Annotated in this window: 13 protein-coding genes and 1 pseudogene; 6 read left to right on the forward strand and 8 right to left on the reverse strand. The window is 69.5% G+C overall.

The features are described 5' to 3' along the window. Positions 1 to 291: 291 nt before the first annotated feature. A complete protein-coding gene (locus JIM94_RS09645) occupies positions 292 to 3,768 on the forward strand; it encodes a proline dehydrogenase family protein (protein WP_200254583.1) in 3,477 nt (1,158 codons plus the stop codon). Between the two features lie 113 nt (positions 3,769 to 3,881). Continuing rightward, complete coding sequence (locus tag JIM94_RS09650) at positions 3,882 to 5,288, forward strand: AI-2E family transporter (RefSeq protein ID WP_200254585.1); 1,407 nt, start codon at positions 3,882 to 3,884, stop codon at positions 5,286 to 5,288. A gap of 68 nt (positions 5,289 to 5,356) precedes the next feature. Here JIM94_RS09650 and JIM94_RS09655 read toward each other — a convergent pair whose 3' ends face one another. Further along, positions 5,357 to 5,998: a nucleosidase gene (locus tag JIM94_RS09655; protein ID WP_200254587.1), complete on the reverse strand. Its 642-nt coding sequence runs from the start codon at positions 5,996 to 5,998 to the stop codon at positions 5,357 to 5,359. Positions 5,999 to 6,087: 89 nt separating this feature from the next. Between JIM94_RS09655 and JIM94_RS09660 the strand changes: the two genes are divergently transcribed. From JIM94_RS09660 to JIM94_RS09670, 3 genes and pseudogenes are all read left to right on the forward strand, one after another. Further along, positions 6,088 to 6,741 (forward strand): ferredoxin--NADP reductase domain-containing protein, encoded by a 654-nt coding sequence (locus JIM94_RS09660; protein WP_200254589.1) that lies wholly within the window; start codon positions 6,088 to 6,090, stop codon positions 6,739 to 6,741. A gap of 525 nt (positions 6,742 to 7,266) precedes the next feature. Next, positions 7,267 to 7,359: pseudogene (locus tag JIM94_RS09665) on the forward strand (DUF3887 domain-containing protein); the annotation flags it as partial. A gap of 30 nt (positions 7,360 to 7,389) precedes the next feature. Then, positions 7,390 to 7,755, forward strand: a complete 366-nt coding sequence (locus JIM94_RS09670; RefSeq protein WP_234039951.1) for a DUF3887 domain-containing protein — start codon at positions 7,390 to 7,392, stop codon at positions 7,753 to 7,755. A gap of 128 nt (positions 7,756 to 7,883) precedes the next feature. On the opposite strand, the gene JIM94_RS09675 is transcribed toward JIM94_RS09670, so the two are convergent. Genes JIM94_RS09675 through JIM94_RS09705 form a run of 7 tightly spaced genes read right to left on the reverse strand, consistent with a single transcriptional unit; the run spans position 7,884 to position 14,521 of the window. Beyond that, positions 7,884 to 8,834, reverse strand: a complete 951-nt coding sequence (locus JIM94_RS09675) for a sulfite exporter TauE/SafE family protein (protein WP_200254593.1) — start codon at positions 8,832 to 8,834, stop codon at positions 7,884 to 7,886. Beyond that, positions 8,822 to 9,562 (reverse strand): CbiX/SirB N-terminal domain-containing protein, encoded by a 741-nt coding sequence (locus JIM94_RS09680; RefSeq protein ID WP_200254595.1) that lies wholly within the window; start codon positions 9,560 to 9,562, stop codon positions 8,822 to 8,824. The genes JIM94_RS09675 and JIM94_RS09680 overlap by 13 nt, the downstream gene beginning before the upstream one ends. Next, positions 9,555 to 10,865, reverse strand: a complete 1,311-nt coding sequence (locus JIM94_RS09685; protein ID WP_200254597.1) for a sulfate adenylyltransferase subunit 1 — start codon at positions 10,863 to 10,865, stop codon at positions 9,555 to 9,557. The genes JIM94_RS09680 and JIM94_RS09685 overlap by 8 nt, the downstream gene beginning before the upstream one ends. After that, the gene (gene cysD, locus JIM94_RS09690; protein WP_234039939.1) at positions 10,865 to 11,818 is read right to left on the reverse strand and encodes a sulfate adenylyltransferase subunit CysD; all 954 of its coding nucleotides are present in this window, start codon (positions 11,816 to 11,818) and stop codon (positions 10,865 to 10,867) included. Before cysD ends, JIM94_RS09685 begins: the two co-directional genes overlap by 1 nt. After that, positions 11,815 to 12,594 carry a phosphoadenylyl-sulfate reductase gene (locus JIM94_RS09695; protein ID WP_200254601.1) on the reverse strand — a complete coding sequence of 260 codons (780 nt, stop codon included), beginning with the start codon at positions 12,592 to 12,594 and terminating at the stop codon, positions 11,815 to 11,817. The genes cysD and JIM94_RS09695 overlap by 4 nt, the downstream gene beginning before the upstream one ends. Beyond that, positions 12,591 to 12,848: a hypothetical protein gene (locus tag JIM94_RS09700; protein WP_200254603.1), complete on the reverse strand. Its 258-nt coding sequence runs from the start codon at positions 12,846 to 12,848 to the stop codon at positions 12,591 to 12,593. The genes JIM94_RS09695 and JIM94_RS09700 overlap by 4 nt, the downstream gene beginning before the upstream one ends. Further along, positions 12,845 to 14,521 carry a nitrite/sulfite reductase gene (locus JIM94_RS09705; RefSeq protein ID WP_200254605.1) on the reverse strand — a complete coding sequence of 559 codons (1,677 nt, stop codon included), beginning with the start codon at positions 14,519 to 14,521 and terminating at the stop codon, positions 12,845 to 12,847. Before JIM94_RS09705 ends, JIM94_RS09700 begins: the two co-directional genes overlap by 4 nt. Positions 14,522 to 14,930: 409 nt before the next feature. Between JIM94_RS09705 and JIM94_RS09710 the strand changes: the two genes are divergently transcribed. Beyond that, the gene (locus tag JIM94_RS09710; protein ID WP_200254607.1) at positions 14,931 to 15,353 is read left to right on the forward strand and encodes a hypothetical protein; all 423 of its coding nucleotides are present in this window, start codon (positions 14,931 to 14,933) and stop codon (positions 15,351 to 15,353) included. Positions 15,354 to 15,500 lie beyond the last annotated feature (147 nt).

The following is a 15,500-nucleotide window of genomic DNA, read 5'->3' on the forward strand; positions in this document are numbered from 1 at the left end:
GACACATGATCTCCTTCACCCCGTCCGTGCTGCCACCCGGGAGGGGCGCAGACACCACCGCCCAAACATGCGGTGGACGTCGCCGTCCCGTCGGTGACCGCCCACCGGTCTGATCACCCCACCTGCCCGATCACCCACTTCGAGCTCCCCGATGAACCGCCATCGGCGGTCCATGCCCCGTTCTCCACCACTAAACCGGCTTCCCGAGTCACCCACCGGCCTGCCGCACAGATCGACGCCGGTCGACACCGGGACGCCGGTGACCGTTCATGAAAGCGAGTACACCCACTCATGTCCCTTCCCCACGCACCCGCCAACACCGGTGACGTCGAAAAGGTCAGTTCCGCAGCCATCGAGCGCGCCGAGACCTGGCTGAACGCCACCGGCTCCGACGAATCACGGAAGGAGGCGAAGTCCACCGAGCAGCTCGCCGCCCTGGTGCACGACACGGACGGCATCGACTTCACCATGGGCTTCGTCGACCGCGTCGCACGCCCGGAGGACAACCACGTCTCCGCCCGGGAACTCGCCAACCTGGCGAGTCCGCTCAAGGGGCGCGGTACGGTCCCGGACTTCGTCGGGCCGGTCGACCGTGGCCTGGTCACCGCCGGGTCGATCGTCGCCCCCTGGCTGCCGGGCGTCGTCATGCCGATCGCGCGGAAACGGCTGCGCCAGATGGTCGGCCACCTCGTCCTCGACGCGGAGGGATCGGCCCTGAACAAACTGCTCGACCGGTCCCGCGAACAGGGATTCCGCCTGAACCTCAACCTCCTCGGCGAGGCCGTCCTCGGCGACCGAGAGGCGGAGTCCCGCCTCAACCGGACCCTCGACCTGCTGGACAATCCCCGCGTCGACTACGTCTCCATCAAGGCGTCCTCGGTGTGTGCGCAGCTCAACCCGTGGGACATCGAGAGCAACACCGAACGGCTGAAGGAGACACTGCGGCCCCTGTACCGCAGGGCACTGTCCCGGGATCCGCACCCCTTCATCAACCTGGACATGGAGGAGTACAAGGACCTGCGCCTGACGATCCGCCTGTTCACCGAACTGCTGTCCGAGGAGGAGTTCCTGCCGCTGGAGGCGGGCATCGTCCTCCAGGCCTATCTGCCCGACACCCTCGGGGCGCTGCGGGAACTGGCGGAGTTCGCCGCACGCCGCCGCGCCGCGGGCGGGGCGAAGATAAAGATCCGCCTGGTCAAGGGTGCGAATCTCTCGATGGAACGCGTCGAGGCCGAGATCCACGACTGGAAGCAGGCACCGTACCTGACCAAGGCCGAGGTCGACGCCAACTACATCCGTCTCCTGGACTGGATCCTGCAGCCCGAGCACGCGGACAACGTACGGATCGGCGTGGCGTCGCACAATCTCTACGCCGTCGCCCTCGCCCACGAACTCGCCGTGGAACGCGGTGTGGAACGGCAGCTCGACGTGGAGATGCTCCAGGGCATGGCCCCGTCCCAGGCCCGCGCCGTGCGGGACGTGGTCGGGGACCTGATCCTCTACACCCCGGTCGTCCACGACGAGGACTTCGATGTCGCGGTGAGCTACCTGGTCCGCCGTCTCGAGGAGAACGGCGCGAAGCAGAACTTCCTCTACGCCCTGTTCGCCCCGGAGATCACCGGCGATGACGGGCTCACCCCGATGCAGAGCCAGCGCCAACGGTTCCGTTCCTCGGTGGCGGACCGGTGGTCCACCGCGGCCGGCCCCCGGCGCACCCAGGACCGAGCCGCAGAGGAGGCGGAGAACGCCGGCACCTCCTCCGGCTCGGTGCCCGGCCACTTCATCGGCGAACCGGACACCGACCCGTCACTGCCCGCGAACCGCGAGTGGGCGATTGAGGCACTGAACCGTGATCCGGGCGAGGTGGAGTCGGAGCGGGTCACCTCCGTCGACACCATCGACGCAGCGGTCGACCGTGCGGTGTCCGCCGGTGCGGCCTGGGGCTCGAGAACCGGCGCCGAGCGCGCGGAGCTGCTGGACCGGGCCGCCGAGGCCCTGGCAAACGCCCGAGGTGAGCTGATCACCGTGATGACGCACGAGGCCGGCAAGACCGTCGGCGAGGCCGACCCCGAGGTGTCCGAGGCCATCGACTTCGCCCGCTACTACGCGGAGTCGGCACGGGCCCTGGACCGGGTGCGCGGTGTCCGTTTCGAACCGTACCGGGTCGTGGTGGTCACTCCCCCGTGGAACTTCCCCGTCGCCATCCCGATGGGAGGTGTCTTCGCGGCGCTCGCCGCGGGCGCCGCGGTCATCATCAAACCCGCACCCCAGGTGGTGCGCTGCACGGAGGTCGCCGTCGCCGCGCTGCGCAGGGCCGGTATCGGTGAGGACCTCCTGCAGCTGGTCAACGCCGACGAGGACGAGGCCGGCAAGCGCCTGGTGAGCCACCCGGACGTCGACTCCGTCATCCTCACCGGTGCATCGGAGACCGCGAAACTGTTCCGCAGCTGGAAGCCCCGCATGGTCATCAACGCGGAGACCAGCGGCAAGAACGCCATCATCGTCACCCCGTCCGCCGATCCGGATCTCGCGGTCGCGGACGTCTACCGCAGTGCGTTCGGGCACGCCGGGCAGAAGTGTTCGGCGGCGTCACTGGTGATCCTGGTCGGATCGGTGGGGAAGTCGAGGCGGTTCCTCAATCAGCTCGTCGACGCCGTGGAATCCCTCCACGTCGGCTACGGCACCGACATCTCCACCACCATGAACAACCTCATCGAACCTCCCGGCGAGAAACTCGAACGCGGTCTGACGCAGCTCGACGACGGCGAACGGTGGCTGGTCAAACCGCGGCAGCTGGACGACAGCGGCCGCCTGTGGTTGCCGGGCCTCCGCGACGGCGTCGAACCGGGGTCCTGGTTCCACACCCACGAGTGCTTCGGCCCCGTCCTCGGCATCATGCGGGCGGAATCCCTCGAGGAGGCCGTCGAGTGGCAGAACTCCACCGGCTTCGCACTGACCGGTGGGCTGCACTCCCTGGACACCGACGAGATCGCCTACTGGCGTGAACACGTCGAGGTGGGCAACGCCTACATCAACCGCGGCATCACCGGAGCCATCGTCGAACGGCAGTCGTTCGGCGGGTGGAAGAATTCCTCCCTCGGGTCCGGGGCGAAGGCCGGCGGCCCGAACTACATCGGCCAGCAGGGAACCTGGTCCGAGGGGGACCTCAACGAACTGCACGCCGGGTCGGTCGCCACACCGGTCGCCCAGATGCTGCGCGAGTTCAAGGCGCAGCTCGGCCCGACGCTGACCCCCGCGGACAACCACTGGCTGCGTCGTGCCGCCGAGGCGGACGCCTACGCGTGGCAGACGGAGTTCGGGGTCGAGCACGACCGCACCGCACTCCTCTCCGAGTCCAACGTCTTCCGCTACCGGCCACTGCTCCAGCCGCTGCGCGTGCGCATCGGTAACGGCACCCCGGTGCGGGACCTGCTCCGGATGAAGCTCGCGAGCCGGATCACCGGGACGGACATCGACGTCTCCGCGACGGCCGCGACGGCCGCGGAACTCGGTGCCCTCGGTGCCGGGATCCGGGCGGTGTCCGACGGGGACTTCGCCACGGAGATCGCGTCCGCACGATCCGTCCGCGTCCGCGCCCTGGGCGAGGTGCCCGAGAACCTCTACCGGGCGGCAGCCGAATCCGGTTCGGTGATCCTCGACCAGCCCGTGCTGGCCGACGGCCGCCGGGAGCTGCTTCCGTTCCTCCTCGAGCAGGCGATCTCCACCACCGAGCACCGCTTCGGGTACATCAGGGGTCTGTCCAACTGACGGGTCTCCGGAGGGAGGGGATCCGCCACCGCCGGCGGCGACGGATCCCCTCCTCACACCCGTGGTCGGCGACTACCCGCGGAACGGTGTCTCTGGCATAGTTGGCAAACATTATGAGTGAACATCACAGTCCCCGGGATCCGGGGCATTCCGACGACTCCGTATCCCGCGTCGAATCAACCGGCGACGATTCGAAGTCCCCCGGGTTCCCCGGGGACGCCCTCTTCAACGCCATCAGCCGGGACACCGATCATTCCGCCACCGTCACCGGGGAACTCCCCGCCGATTCCACGGACGACCCCGACCAGCTCGACAGGGCGATCATCATAGGCCGTGACGGCCGCTGGATCGCCGGTTGGGCGCTACGGTTCATCATCGTCGCACTCGCGAGCTGCATCGCCTGGCTGGGACTCGGCGTCATCTGGACCGGCGTCCTGCCCATTCTGCTCGCGATCCTGGTGTGCACGGTCCTGTGGCCGCCGGTGCGGTGGCTGAAGGAACACGGTGTCCCGGGCGGTATCTCATCCCTCCTTGTTCTCGTCGGATCCCTCTGCGCCATCGGCGGAGTCTTCGCGGCGATGGCACCGCGGGTGACGGAACAGGCGAAACTCCTGTTCAAACAGAGCGTCACTGGGCTGGAGAAGCTCCAGGTCCGACTCGGGGAGCCCCCGTTCAACATCAACACCGAGCAGATCGACGGTGTCCTCGACGACATCTCCGAGAAGCTCCAGGGCGGTGCCTCCGGCCTGCTGTCCGGCGGCGTGGCGAACAAGCTGGCGTCCGGTGTCTTCGCCGGCGTGTCCACCGCGACCTCCGTGGTCGTCACCATGGCACTGATGCTCGTGCTGACGTTCTTCTTCCTGAAGGACGGGCACACGTTCCTGCCGTGGGTACGGCGCAACGTCGGAACCTCCGCCGGATGGCACCTCACCGAGGTACTCACCCGAACATGGAACACACTGTCCGGGTTCATCCGTGCACAGGCGCTCGTGTCACTCATCGACGCGATCTTCATCGGCATCGGACTGGTGATCCTGGGGGTTCCGCTGGCCCTCGTTCTCGCGGTGATCACCTTCTTCGGCGGATTCATCCCGATCATCGGCGCGATCTCAGCCGGTGCGATCGCCGTCCTCGTCGCCCTGGTGTCCAACGGGTTCACCACCGCGATATTCGTCCTGATCCTCATCATCGCGGTCCAGCAGATCGAGGGCAACATCCTCTCCCCGCTGCTGCAGAGCAAGGCAATGAACCTGCACCCCGTCATCGTGCTGCTGTCCATCACCGTCGGCGGTGGACTATTCGGCATCATCGGGGCGTTCCTCGCGGTTCCCGCTGCGGCGACGATCGCGGTGTGGCTGCGCTACCACTCGGAGATCGTGAGCCTGCGCTCCGGTGAACGCACGATCGACGAGATCGAGACCGAGACGGCGGCCGGTTCGAAGGCGCTGATCAACATGCGCCCCGCCATCCGGTCGCTCCGCCGACGCCTCAGCCGTGGGGGCGCCACCGCGAACGACTAGACTCCGCGCCACTACGGAAAAGTGCCCCGCACCGGTGACCGGTGCGGGGCACTTTTCCGTGCGTCGGGTCAGCGCCGGGCGACAGGCACCGGGACCTCCTGCACCAGCGCGCCCGCATCCAGCAGGGTGTGCAGGGCCTCGTTCAACTGGCGGGAACCCTCCGCCACGGCGTCCGCCCACGTGCCGACCGACTCCTCGTTCGCACCGTCACTGATCTGCTTGAGCAGGGTCACCGGGATGCCGTACCGGTACCCGATCCGGGCGAAGCAGTAGCCCTCCATCTCCACCAGCTCCGCACGCTCGGCGAGCCGGGTCCGGATGACGGTGTCGGCGATGAAACTGTCTCCCGTCGCGAGTCTGGCGGTGGGCAGCAGTCCCGACGTGTGCAGGGTCAGCGCATTGACCTCAGGTTTGCCGTCGATCTCCTCCAGCAGTTCGGAGGAGAAGTCGTGCTTGTACACCTCCCGGACCTCGTACACGCCGTTCGGGCCGTCGATGAGCCCGCCGCAGGTCCCGAGGTTGATGATCGCGCTGGGCACCCGACCGTCGAGACGCGCCTCGGTCAGCACCTCGGTCAGGCCGATCGCCGCACGAAGGACACCGACCCCGGTGACGAGGACGGGGAGATCGGTGTCGATCGCCTGCGTCTCACTGTCGGTGGCGAAGACGAGGAGGGGACGGCCGTTGGAGATTGTTCCGCGAAGTTCCATGCCCACACTCTAAAGCACCCCGGGACAACGGCACGGTGCGGCTAGAATCGACCGGTGTGCCGTGGACCCGCGGCACGGGAAGGACAGGCATGTACCCGGTCAAGAGTATCGCCGTCGTCGGTGCGGGCCCCGTCGGCATCCAGACGGCCGAGCTGCTCGTCGGGTGCGGCTGCAACATCTACGTCGACCTGTTCGAACAGGTCCCGGCCCCGTTCGGACTCATCCGCTACGGACTGGCCGAACACGCCCCGGGGGACACCCTCACCGAGAAACCCGACGCACCGGCGTCACCCCGACTGAAGCTCTTCGGGAACGTGTGTGTCGGCGGGGACGTCACCGTCGCCGAGCTCCGCCGCCACTACTGCGCCGTGGTCGTCTCCCCCACCGTGGCCTCCGGCGCGGGCTTCCCCGCCACGCGGGAGGCGGGACGCCTCACACCCGGTGTCTACACCACCGGCACGGAGGACCCGCTGGACGCGGCGCGGGTCGTCACCACACGGATCGCCACCGACGCCTGGGTGGGGACGCTGGGTACGCCGCTGCTCGCGGACGCGGGCCGGATCCGCGATCTGCTCGACGCACGGGGCGTTGCCTGCACCTCGTGGGAGGGCTGGTGGCTGCCGGAGAAGACGATCGCGGGCCCGCCCACCGCAGCGGCACTCGCGTCCGCGGCGACACTGGCCGGCTCCATCGACTGGGACGGCATCGCCCGCCTCGCCCGGGGCGTGCCGATCTGCGAGTGACCGGTCCCGTGCGGGACCGCGGAATCCCGTGCGTTCCCCGGGCCGTGACGTGACCGCCGCTCTCCGGGCCCGCACATGCCGCGGACGGAGACAACCGCGCCGACCCCGTCACACCAGAGGTGGAGTCACCTCGTCACCGGGCCCGCACCTGCGGGTTCCCGGTGACCGCCCCGCCACCCGGTGCAGGATGCGTGCGACGTGTCGGGGCGTGGACCCCGCCTGACGCTCCACCGCTCGTGCGTCCGTGTCCGACAGCCCGACTGCGAATCTCCACCACGGACGTGTAAACACTTCCTTGACGCCTTCCGTATGTAAAGATAACCTTTACACATGTCGGAACCACTGAACACCACCACACTGGCGACAAGCCTCACCCAGGTCGCCTCCCTGCTCGCCACGGAGCTCCGGGAGATCGACACCCCCGGCACCGAAAGCCTCCCGAGAAACACCCCGCCCCGGGACGTCACCCACTGCCTGGCCACGGCGCACACCATGCAGCTGCTGTCCACCGAGGCGCTGGCGACACTGGTCCACGCGGCACGGGAACGGGGCACCACGTGGCAGAGCATCGGAAACGCCCTCGGCATCAGCCGGCAGGCGGCGTTCCAGAGGTTCGGCAACCCCATCGACCCACGGACAGGAGACCCCATGAACAAACCCACCCCGACCCAACGGCAGGAGGCGGTCACCCGCGCCGTGACCTTCCTCGACGTCCTCACGGCCCACGACTGGGAGGGCGCGGCGCGCCTGCTCGGCCCGAAACTCGGCGACGAACTCGACGCGGAATCCCTGGCGGACGCCTGGGCCCAGGTCGTGGCACTCGGCGGCGAACTCGAGACCCGCCACCCGGCGCAGACGGTGAGCCTCGCCGACGAGGTCCTCGTCGTCGAACAGCTCCTCGACTTCGAGGCGGCCGATCTCGTGGGACGGATCAGCTACAACCGGGAGGGTGAGATGGTCGGACTCTGGTTCCTCCCCGCCGATCAGGCGCTCTGCGAGGATCAGTCCCGCTGATGTAACCGCTGTTCGTCACCGCAGGCTGTGCGTGAAGGAGGTCAGCTGCCACCCGTTGAATCCGGATGGTGGGTGACCTCCTCCACGTCGCCGCGTCCGAAACCCCGACCCGGGACACCGGCGTGGACTCAGCCGGCCGTCCCGGCCCCCACGCATCCCCGCTCCACGGACTCGGGGACCTCCGGGACGGCCTCATCGACGACCTGGACCCGGGCCCGTTTCCGCATCCGGCGCACACCGCGACAGGTCAGGCCCACGCCGAGGACCAGCAGTGTCGCTTCGACGGCGGGGAGCACCCACGTCGCGGTGTCGAGGGCACCGACCACCCGGGGTGCGTTGACGAGCATGAGCGTGGTTCCGACCGCCCCGCCGAGCAGACCGGGTTGCATGCGGCTGACCAGCCACGCCGCGAACGGCGCGGCGATCACACCGCCGACGAGCAGTGCGGCGACGGCGGGCAGGTGGGCGAGCAGCTCCTCCCGCATGCCGATCGCGAACCCGGTGGTCGCGGCGGCGGTCACCAGGAACTCGGAGGTGTTCACGGTTCCGACGACCCGGCGCGGTTCGGCGTGCCGGAGGCTCATCAGGGTCGACGCGGTGACCGGCCCCCAACCGCCACCGCCGGAGGCGTCAATGAATCCGCCGGTCAGACCCAGGAGTCCGAGGACCCGTCCCCGGCGACGGGTGTCCGCGGCGACCGCGTGGTGCGGGGCGCCGCGGGAGAAGCGCAGCAGGAGGTGCAGTCCGATGGCGGTGAGGATCCCCGCCGTGACGGAGGCCGCGGCAGCGGTGGAGAGGTTCGACAGGACGTAGGCCCCGAGGAATGCGCCGACCGCGCCCGGGACGCCGAGGCGCAGTGCGAGCCGCCAGTCGACGTTGCCGAAGCGCCAGTGGCTGATCCCGGAGGCCAGGGTCGTCCCGAGTTCCGCGGTGTGCACCACGGCGGACGCCTGCGCGGGTCCGAGGCCGGCGGCGAGGATGAGCATGGTCGTCGACGTCGCGCCGAAGCCCATGCCGAGTGCGCCGTCGACGAGCTGCGCGATGGCGCCGGCCAGGGCGATGAGGATCAGGGTACGCATGCCGGTGTCCGGTCGCTGGTCAGGGCGTCGGAGTAGCGGGTGGCGACGATTCGGGCGAGGTCGCGGCCGAGCGGTGCGCTGACCGAGATGTCCGGGCCCCCGGGGCGGGTGGCGGGCAGTCGGTCGGTGATGCGGTCGAGCAGCAGCCCGTGGGTGACGAACAGCGGGAGGACGTGCAGGGAACCGGCGGCGCGGGCGCGGTCGAGGACCGCCCCGGGGCCGTCGCCCGGCCCGGTGGCCGCGATGACGTCGATGCGGCGACCGGTCCGCTCGGCGAGCTCCGCCCCGAGTCGCGCCAGGTCCGCGGTGGCCCGCGCACTGGATGTTCCCACCGGGTGGAGGACGGCGTCGCGGTGGTCCGGGCGGTCGACGGTGAGGCGCTCCGCGAGAACGTCGACGAGATCCGGGCCGGTACCGAGCCCGTCCGCGAGGGCGATCCGCATCCCGGAGACCTCCGTGGCCGCGCGCACCGCCTCGGGGACGTCGGTCGTGGCGTGGAACGCGCGGGTGAACAGCAGCGGCACGACGACGGCCTCCCGGATGCCTTCGACGGCGAGCCGGAGTGCGACGTCCGGGAGGGTGGGCGTCGACAGGTCCAGGTGCGCCGGGTGCGCGGGCAGGTCCAGAAGGTCACCGGCGGCCGCGGTCAGCTCGGCGATACCGGCGTCGGCGTGGGGGTGCCGGGATCCGTGGGACAGGGTGATCAGTGCGGGACGCGGGTCAGTCACGGCCACCACCGCCGCCGGTGCCGTCGACCAGGCCGGCGGCGAGGGTGTCGCCGGAGGCGGGGTCGATGAGCAGGAGGGAGCCGACGGCACCGCGGGCGGTGAAACCGTCGACGGGCAGGGCCTCGGCGACCTGGATCTCGGCGCGCACGATGTCGTTGAGGGCGAGTTCGTCCGGGGCGTCCCGCACCACGTCGTCCACCGGGGCGTCGATGTCGATGCCCGCGGTGATCCGGGTGACCCGGCCCCGGACCAGTGACGTGCCGTAGCGCAGCTTGAGCAGCTGGCCCGGGCGGACGGCTTTCTCGGCCAGGCCGACGAGCGTGGCGGTGAACTCGCGGACGTCGTCGGGCCGGTCGGCTCCGGCGATGAGGTCACCGCGGGTGAGGTCGATGTCGTCGGCCAGGCGCAGCACGACGGAGTCGCCGGGCAGCGCGAGCTCCGCCTCCGCGTCCGGGGTGTCGATGCCGGTGACCGTCGTGGTGCGCCCCGACCCGAGATGCACGGTATCGCCGGGCCGGATCCGTCCGGCGGTCACCCGGCCCGCGTAGCCGCGGTAGTCGGTGGCGTGATCACGGATGACGGTCTGCACGGGGAACCGGAAACCCAGCTCGCCGACCTCGGGGCCGGCGGGGACGGTCTCCAGGATCTCGAGGACGGTGGGGCCGGTGTACCAGTCGGTGTTGGTGCCGCGCTCGACGACGTTGTCCCCCAGCAGCGCGGAGGTGGGAACCACGTGGGTGGTGGTCACACCGAGGCGGTCGGCGAGCGCCGTGAACTCGGCCTCGATGGCGCGGTGCACGGACTCGTCGAAGCCGACGAGGTCGATCTTGTTCACCGCGAGGACCACCGTGTCCACGCCGAGCAGGGCTGCGGCGGTGAGGTGGCGGCGGGTCTGGGTGACGATGCCGTTGCGGGCGTCGACGAGCAGCACGACGACGCGGGAGGTGGACACACCCGTGACGGTGTTGCGGGTGTACTGCACGTGGCCCGGGGTGTCGGCGAGGATGAAGGTGCGCTTCGCGGTGGCGAAGTAGCGGTAGGCGACGTCGATGGTGATGCCCTGCTCGCGTTCGGCGCGCAGGCCGTCGACCAGCAGGGAGAGGTCGACGTGTTCCAGGCCCTTGGCCCGGGAGGTCGCCTCGACGGCGGCGAGCTGGTCGGCGAGCACCGATTTCGTGTCGTGGAGGAGGCGACCGACGAAGGTCGATTTACCGTCGTCGACGCTGCCCGCGGTGCACAGCCGGAGGGTCTGGCGGTCGTGCAGCGCCTCGGTCGGGGCGGGGGCGGTGAGGGTGCTGGTCATCAGAAGTAGCCTTCCTTCTTGCGGTCCTCCATGGCGGATTCGCTCAGGCGGTCATCGGCGCGGGTGGCGCCACGTTCGGTGAGGGTGGATGCGGCGATCTCGGCGATCACGGCGTCGACGGTGTCGGCGTCGGAGTCGACCGCACCGGTGCAGGACATGTCGCCGACGGTGCGGAACCGCACGCGGCGGGTCTCCAGGGTCTCGCCACTGCGGGGGCCGCCCCACTCGCCGGCGGTCAGCCACATGCCGTCGCGGTTGAACACCTCGCGGTCGTGGGCGAAGTAGATCGGGGGGAGTTCGATGTTCCGGGCGCCGATGTACTCCCAGATGTCGGCCTCGGTGAAGTTGGAGATGGGGAACACGCGGATGTTCTCGCCTGGCAGGTGGCCGCCGTTGTAGAGGTTCCACAGTTCGGGCCGCTGGCGGCGGGGGTCCCAGCCGCCGAAGCTGTCGCGGACGGAGAAGATGCGTTCCTTGGCACGCGCCCGTTCCTCGTCGCGGCGGGCGCCGCCGAGCACGGCGTCGTAGCCCTGTTCGGCGATGGTCTCCACGAGTGGGACGGTCTGGAGGGGGTTGCGGGTGCCGTCGGGGCGTTCGCTGAGTTCACCCCGGTCGATCCAGTCCTGCACCTTAGCGACGCGCAGGCGCGCTCCGGTGCGTTCGACGAGGCGGTCGCGGAACTCGAGGACCTCGGGGAAGTTGTGGCCGGTGTCGACGTGCAGCAGTTCGAAGGGCACGGGAGCGGGCGCGAAGGCACGGCGGGCCAGTTCGTGGACGACGACGGAGTCCTTGCCCCCGGAGAACAGCAGGGCAACCTTGTCGAACTGTCCGGCGACCTCGCGGAGGATCTGGATGGCCTCGTTCTCCAGGTCCCTCAGGTGCGGGGACAGCGGCGAGTCGGTGCCCCGGTCGGTGCGGGCGTCGGGCGTGGTGTCGGTGAGGGTTGTGGTCATGTGTGGAGTCCGCATTCTGTCTTGTTCTGTCCGGCCCAGCGGCCGGCCCGGGGGTCTTCGCCTTCGGCGACGGGCAGGGTGCAGGTGGCGCATCCGATGGACGGGTAGCCACGGGTGGTCAGGGGGTGCCGGATGAGGTCGTGCTCGACGATGTACCGTTCGGTCTCCTCGAGTGACCAGGTCACCAGGGGCGAGATCTTGAGCCGGCCGGTTTTGTCGAGGGTGACGGCCGGGGTGTCGGCGCGCAGCGGGGAGTCGGCGCGGCGCAGCCCGGTGACCCATCCGACGTAGCCGCTCATCGCGGCGGCGAGTGGCTCGACCTTGCGCATTCGGCAGCAGGCCGTGGGGTTGCGGCGGTAGAGCGCGGGCCCGTAGGTGGCGTCCTGCTCGGCACGGGTGAGGATCGGGGTCGCGGTGACCAGCGGGAGCTCGTACCGGCGGCGGACCTGGTCGGCGACGTCGAGGGTCTCGTCGAAGTGGTAGCCGGTGTCGAGGAACAGCAGGTCGGCGTCGGGCAGGTGCCGGGAGGCCAGCTCGGCGAGGACGGTGTTCTCCATGGACATGGCGACGGCGACGGGGCCGTCGACGTGCTCGGCGACGGTCGCGAGGATCGTCTCCGCGTCGGCGTCGTACAGGGCGTCGGCGTGCGTGTCGACGAAGGCGGCGAGTTCGGCCCGGGTCCCGGGGTCGAGCGGTGCGGTGGTCGCCGCCCCGGCCTGTGAGACCTCGGGGTCGCGGTGGGCGCGGGGGCGGGCGAAACGGCTGAGATCGGTCATCGTTCCCGCACCCCCGGTGTGTGTCCGTGGTGCTCGAGGGACGCGGCGAGCGCCTCCGCGGTGGAGGGCGCGGGCGCGGGCCGGTTCGCGGGATCATTGCGGCCGTGGAACATCACGGAGAACACCCGCCGGCATTCCTGGCAGGCCCACGCGAAGTCGGTCTCCTCGTCGGGGAAGAGGTCGGTTCCGCCGCAGTACGCGCAGTACTGCGGGAAGCCGCGGTTGGGGTTGGGCGTGTCGACGCGGTAGCTCACTGCAGGTCCCCCTCGTCGGCGCGCAGGACCCATTCGCGGAACTGCTCGCCCCCGGTGCGCTGCTCGCGGTAGCGCTCGACGAGCCGGACGACGTAGTCGCCGAGTTCCGCGGAGGTGACCTTGTGTCCGCGCAGCTTGCGGCCGAAGTCGGGGTTGAACCCGAGGGCACCGCCGAGGTGCACCTGGAAGCCCTCGACCTTGTTGCCCTCGTCGTCGTTGACGAGCTGGCCCTTGAGTCCGATGTCCGCGACCTGGGAGCGGGCGCAGGAGTTGGGGCAGCCGTTGAGGCTGATCTTCAGCGGGACGTCCATGTCGACGAGCCGGTCCTCCAGTTCGTCGACGAGCTGGATCGCCCGGGCCTTGGTGGTCACGAGTGCGAGCTTGCAGAACTCGAGTCCGGTGCAGGAGATCACGCCGCGGCGGAACTCGCTCGGCTCCGGGTACAGACCGGTGGCGTGGAGCGCCTCCTTGAGCGGTTCGACCTGCTGCTCCTCCACGTCGAGGAACAGCAGCTCCTTGTCCACCGTCGTGCGGATCCGGGTGACGCCGTGTGCCTCGGCGGCGTCGGCGATGGCGATGAGCTGGTCGCCGGAGGCGTGGCCGACGGTGGGCTTGACGCCGACGTAGAAGCGGCCGTCCTTCTGCGGGTGGACCCCCAGGTGGTCGCGGTTGCCGGGGTTGACCGGGGCGGCGGGGCCGTCGAGGAGCGGGCGGCCGAGGTACTCGTCCTCGAGGACCTGTCGGAACTTCTCCACTCCCCACTTCGCCACGAGGAACTTCAGCCGCGCACGGTTGCGCAGGCGACGGTAGCCGTAGTCGCGGAACACCCTGACCACACCGGCCCAGACCTCGGGCACGTCGTCGAGGGGCACCCACACGCCGAGCCGCTGGGCGAGCATCGGGTTGGTCGACAGCCCGCCGCCGACGTACACGTCGAAGCCGGGGCCGTGTTCGGGGTGGTTCACGCCGATGAAGGAGAGGTCCTGGATCTCGTGGGTGACGTCCTGGCGGGGCGAGCCGGAGATCGCGGACTTGAACTTCCGCGGCAGGTTGTGGAGTTCCTCGCGGTGCAGCCAGTCCGAGGTGATGGCCTCGATGGCGGGGGTCGCGTCGATGATCTCGTCGGCGGCGATTCCCGCGACCGGGGATCCGAGGATCACCCGAGGCACATCGCCGCAGCCGCAGAGGGTGGACAGGCCGACGGCGTCGAGTTTCTCCCAGATCGCGGGGACGTCCTCGATGCGGATCCAGTGGAGCTGGATGTTCTGCCGGTCGGTGAAGTCACCGGTGCCGCGGGCGTAGTCGCGGGAGATCTCGCCGACGGTCCGCAGCTGGGTGGTGCTGACGACGCCGCCGTCGAAACGCACCCGCATCATGAAGAATTTGTCCTGCAGCTCGGCGTTGGTGGCGTTGCCGGTGTGCTCGCCGCCGAGGTCCTGGCGGCGCTGCGTGTACAGGCCGACCCACTTGAACCTGGGCGCGAGGTCCTCTTCGGCGATGGAGTCGAAGCCCTGCTTAGAGTAGATGTCGATGATCCGCTGTTTGCAGGACATCCCCGGGTCCTCGGCCTTGATCCGCTCGTCGTCGTTGAGCGGATCGGTGCCGTCGATCTTCCACTGGCCGTCCGGCCTGCGCTGGCGGGCGGGCCGGTCCTTGACGGTGGTCGGTGCCATGGGATGCTCCTTGGAAAGCCCGGTTCCGGTGGTGCCGGGGCCGGGGCCACGATGGGGGTGCTGTTGGTGCGGCCAAGTCTGACACAGCAAACGCTTGCATGACCATAAAACCGGCGTTTTTTATGTACCGACTGGTCTATTTTTGCATTTTTTACCACTTTGACCTGCCGAATTAGAAATTCCATCCAAATGAATGAAATAGACCAATCGGTACAATCACAAGCCTGCTCCAGCTTTCCACGTCAGGACACGCATCCACCGCGGTAGCCCCGCGGCGTCCCCACCGCCCTGCCGGTCCCCGCCCCACCGGCACACCTCGCCCCCGTGGAGACACCACCACTGGTGTCGCAGACATACAGCCGACTATCTTCGGAAGTGTCCTCACCGCGTCCCCACCACAGGAGACCACATGTCCAGGAAACTCCTCGCCGGCGCCCTTCTCCCCGCACTGCTGCTCGGCACGGCGACCCCCGCCAACGCCGGGGAAACATCGACCGCGGGTTCCTCCCTCGGCCAACTGTCCTCGGCCATCACCCCGCGACACCCCTCCGGGATGCCCGCCGAAGCGATCGTCAGGTTCGGCGTGGTGACCCGGGAGGAGCTCGACCGGTGCCGCGAGGAGAACGCCGGCGATCCGGATGTCCCGGTGGGCACCAGTGCGATCGACTGGATGGAGGCGCCCTGCCCCGCCACCCCGATCACCCCGGATGAACTCGCCGACGCCCGCACCGCCGCCGGCATCCACTCCGTCGTCACCGCACCGCTCCGCCTCGTACTCGGCTTCCTCAACCTGGTTTTCTCACTGTTCAACGGTGCGGGAAGCTCCGAGTAGCCCCACATCCGACCACCCCCCGCCACACATTCCACATCCCGGAGCGGGTGGCGGGACACACGTTATTTTCAGACCCTTCAAACCGGCCCCGGACGTTCGCTGAACAGAGCTGTTCACCGCCCGGCGACAGGTCCCCCAGACGCGGCG

The sequence above is a fragment of the Corynebacterium pygosceleis genome (genome assembly GCF_016595275.2).
In the GTDB taxonomy this organism is placed as follows: Bacteria; Actinomycetota; Actinomycetes; order Mycobacteriales; family Mycobacteriaceae; genus Corynebacterium; species Corynebacterium pygosceleis.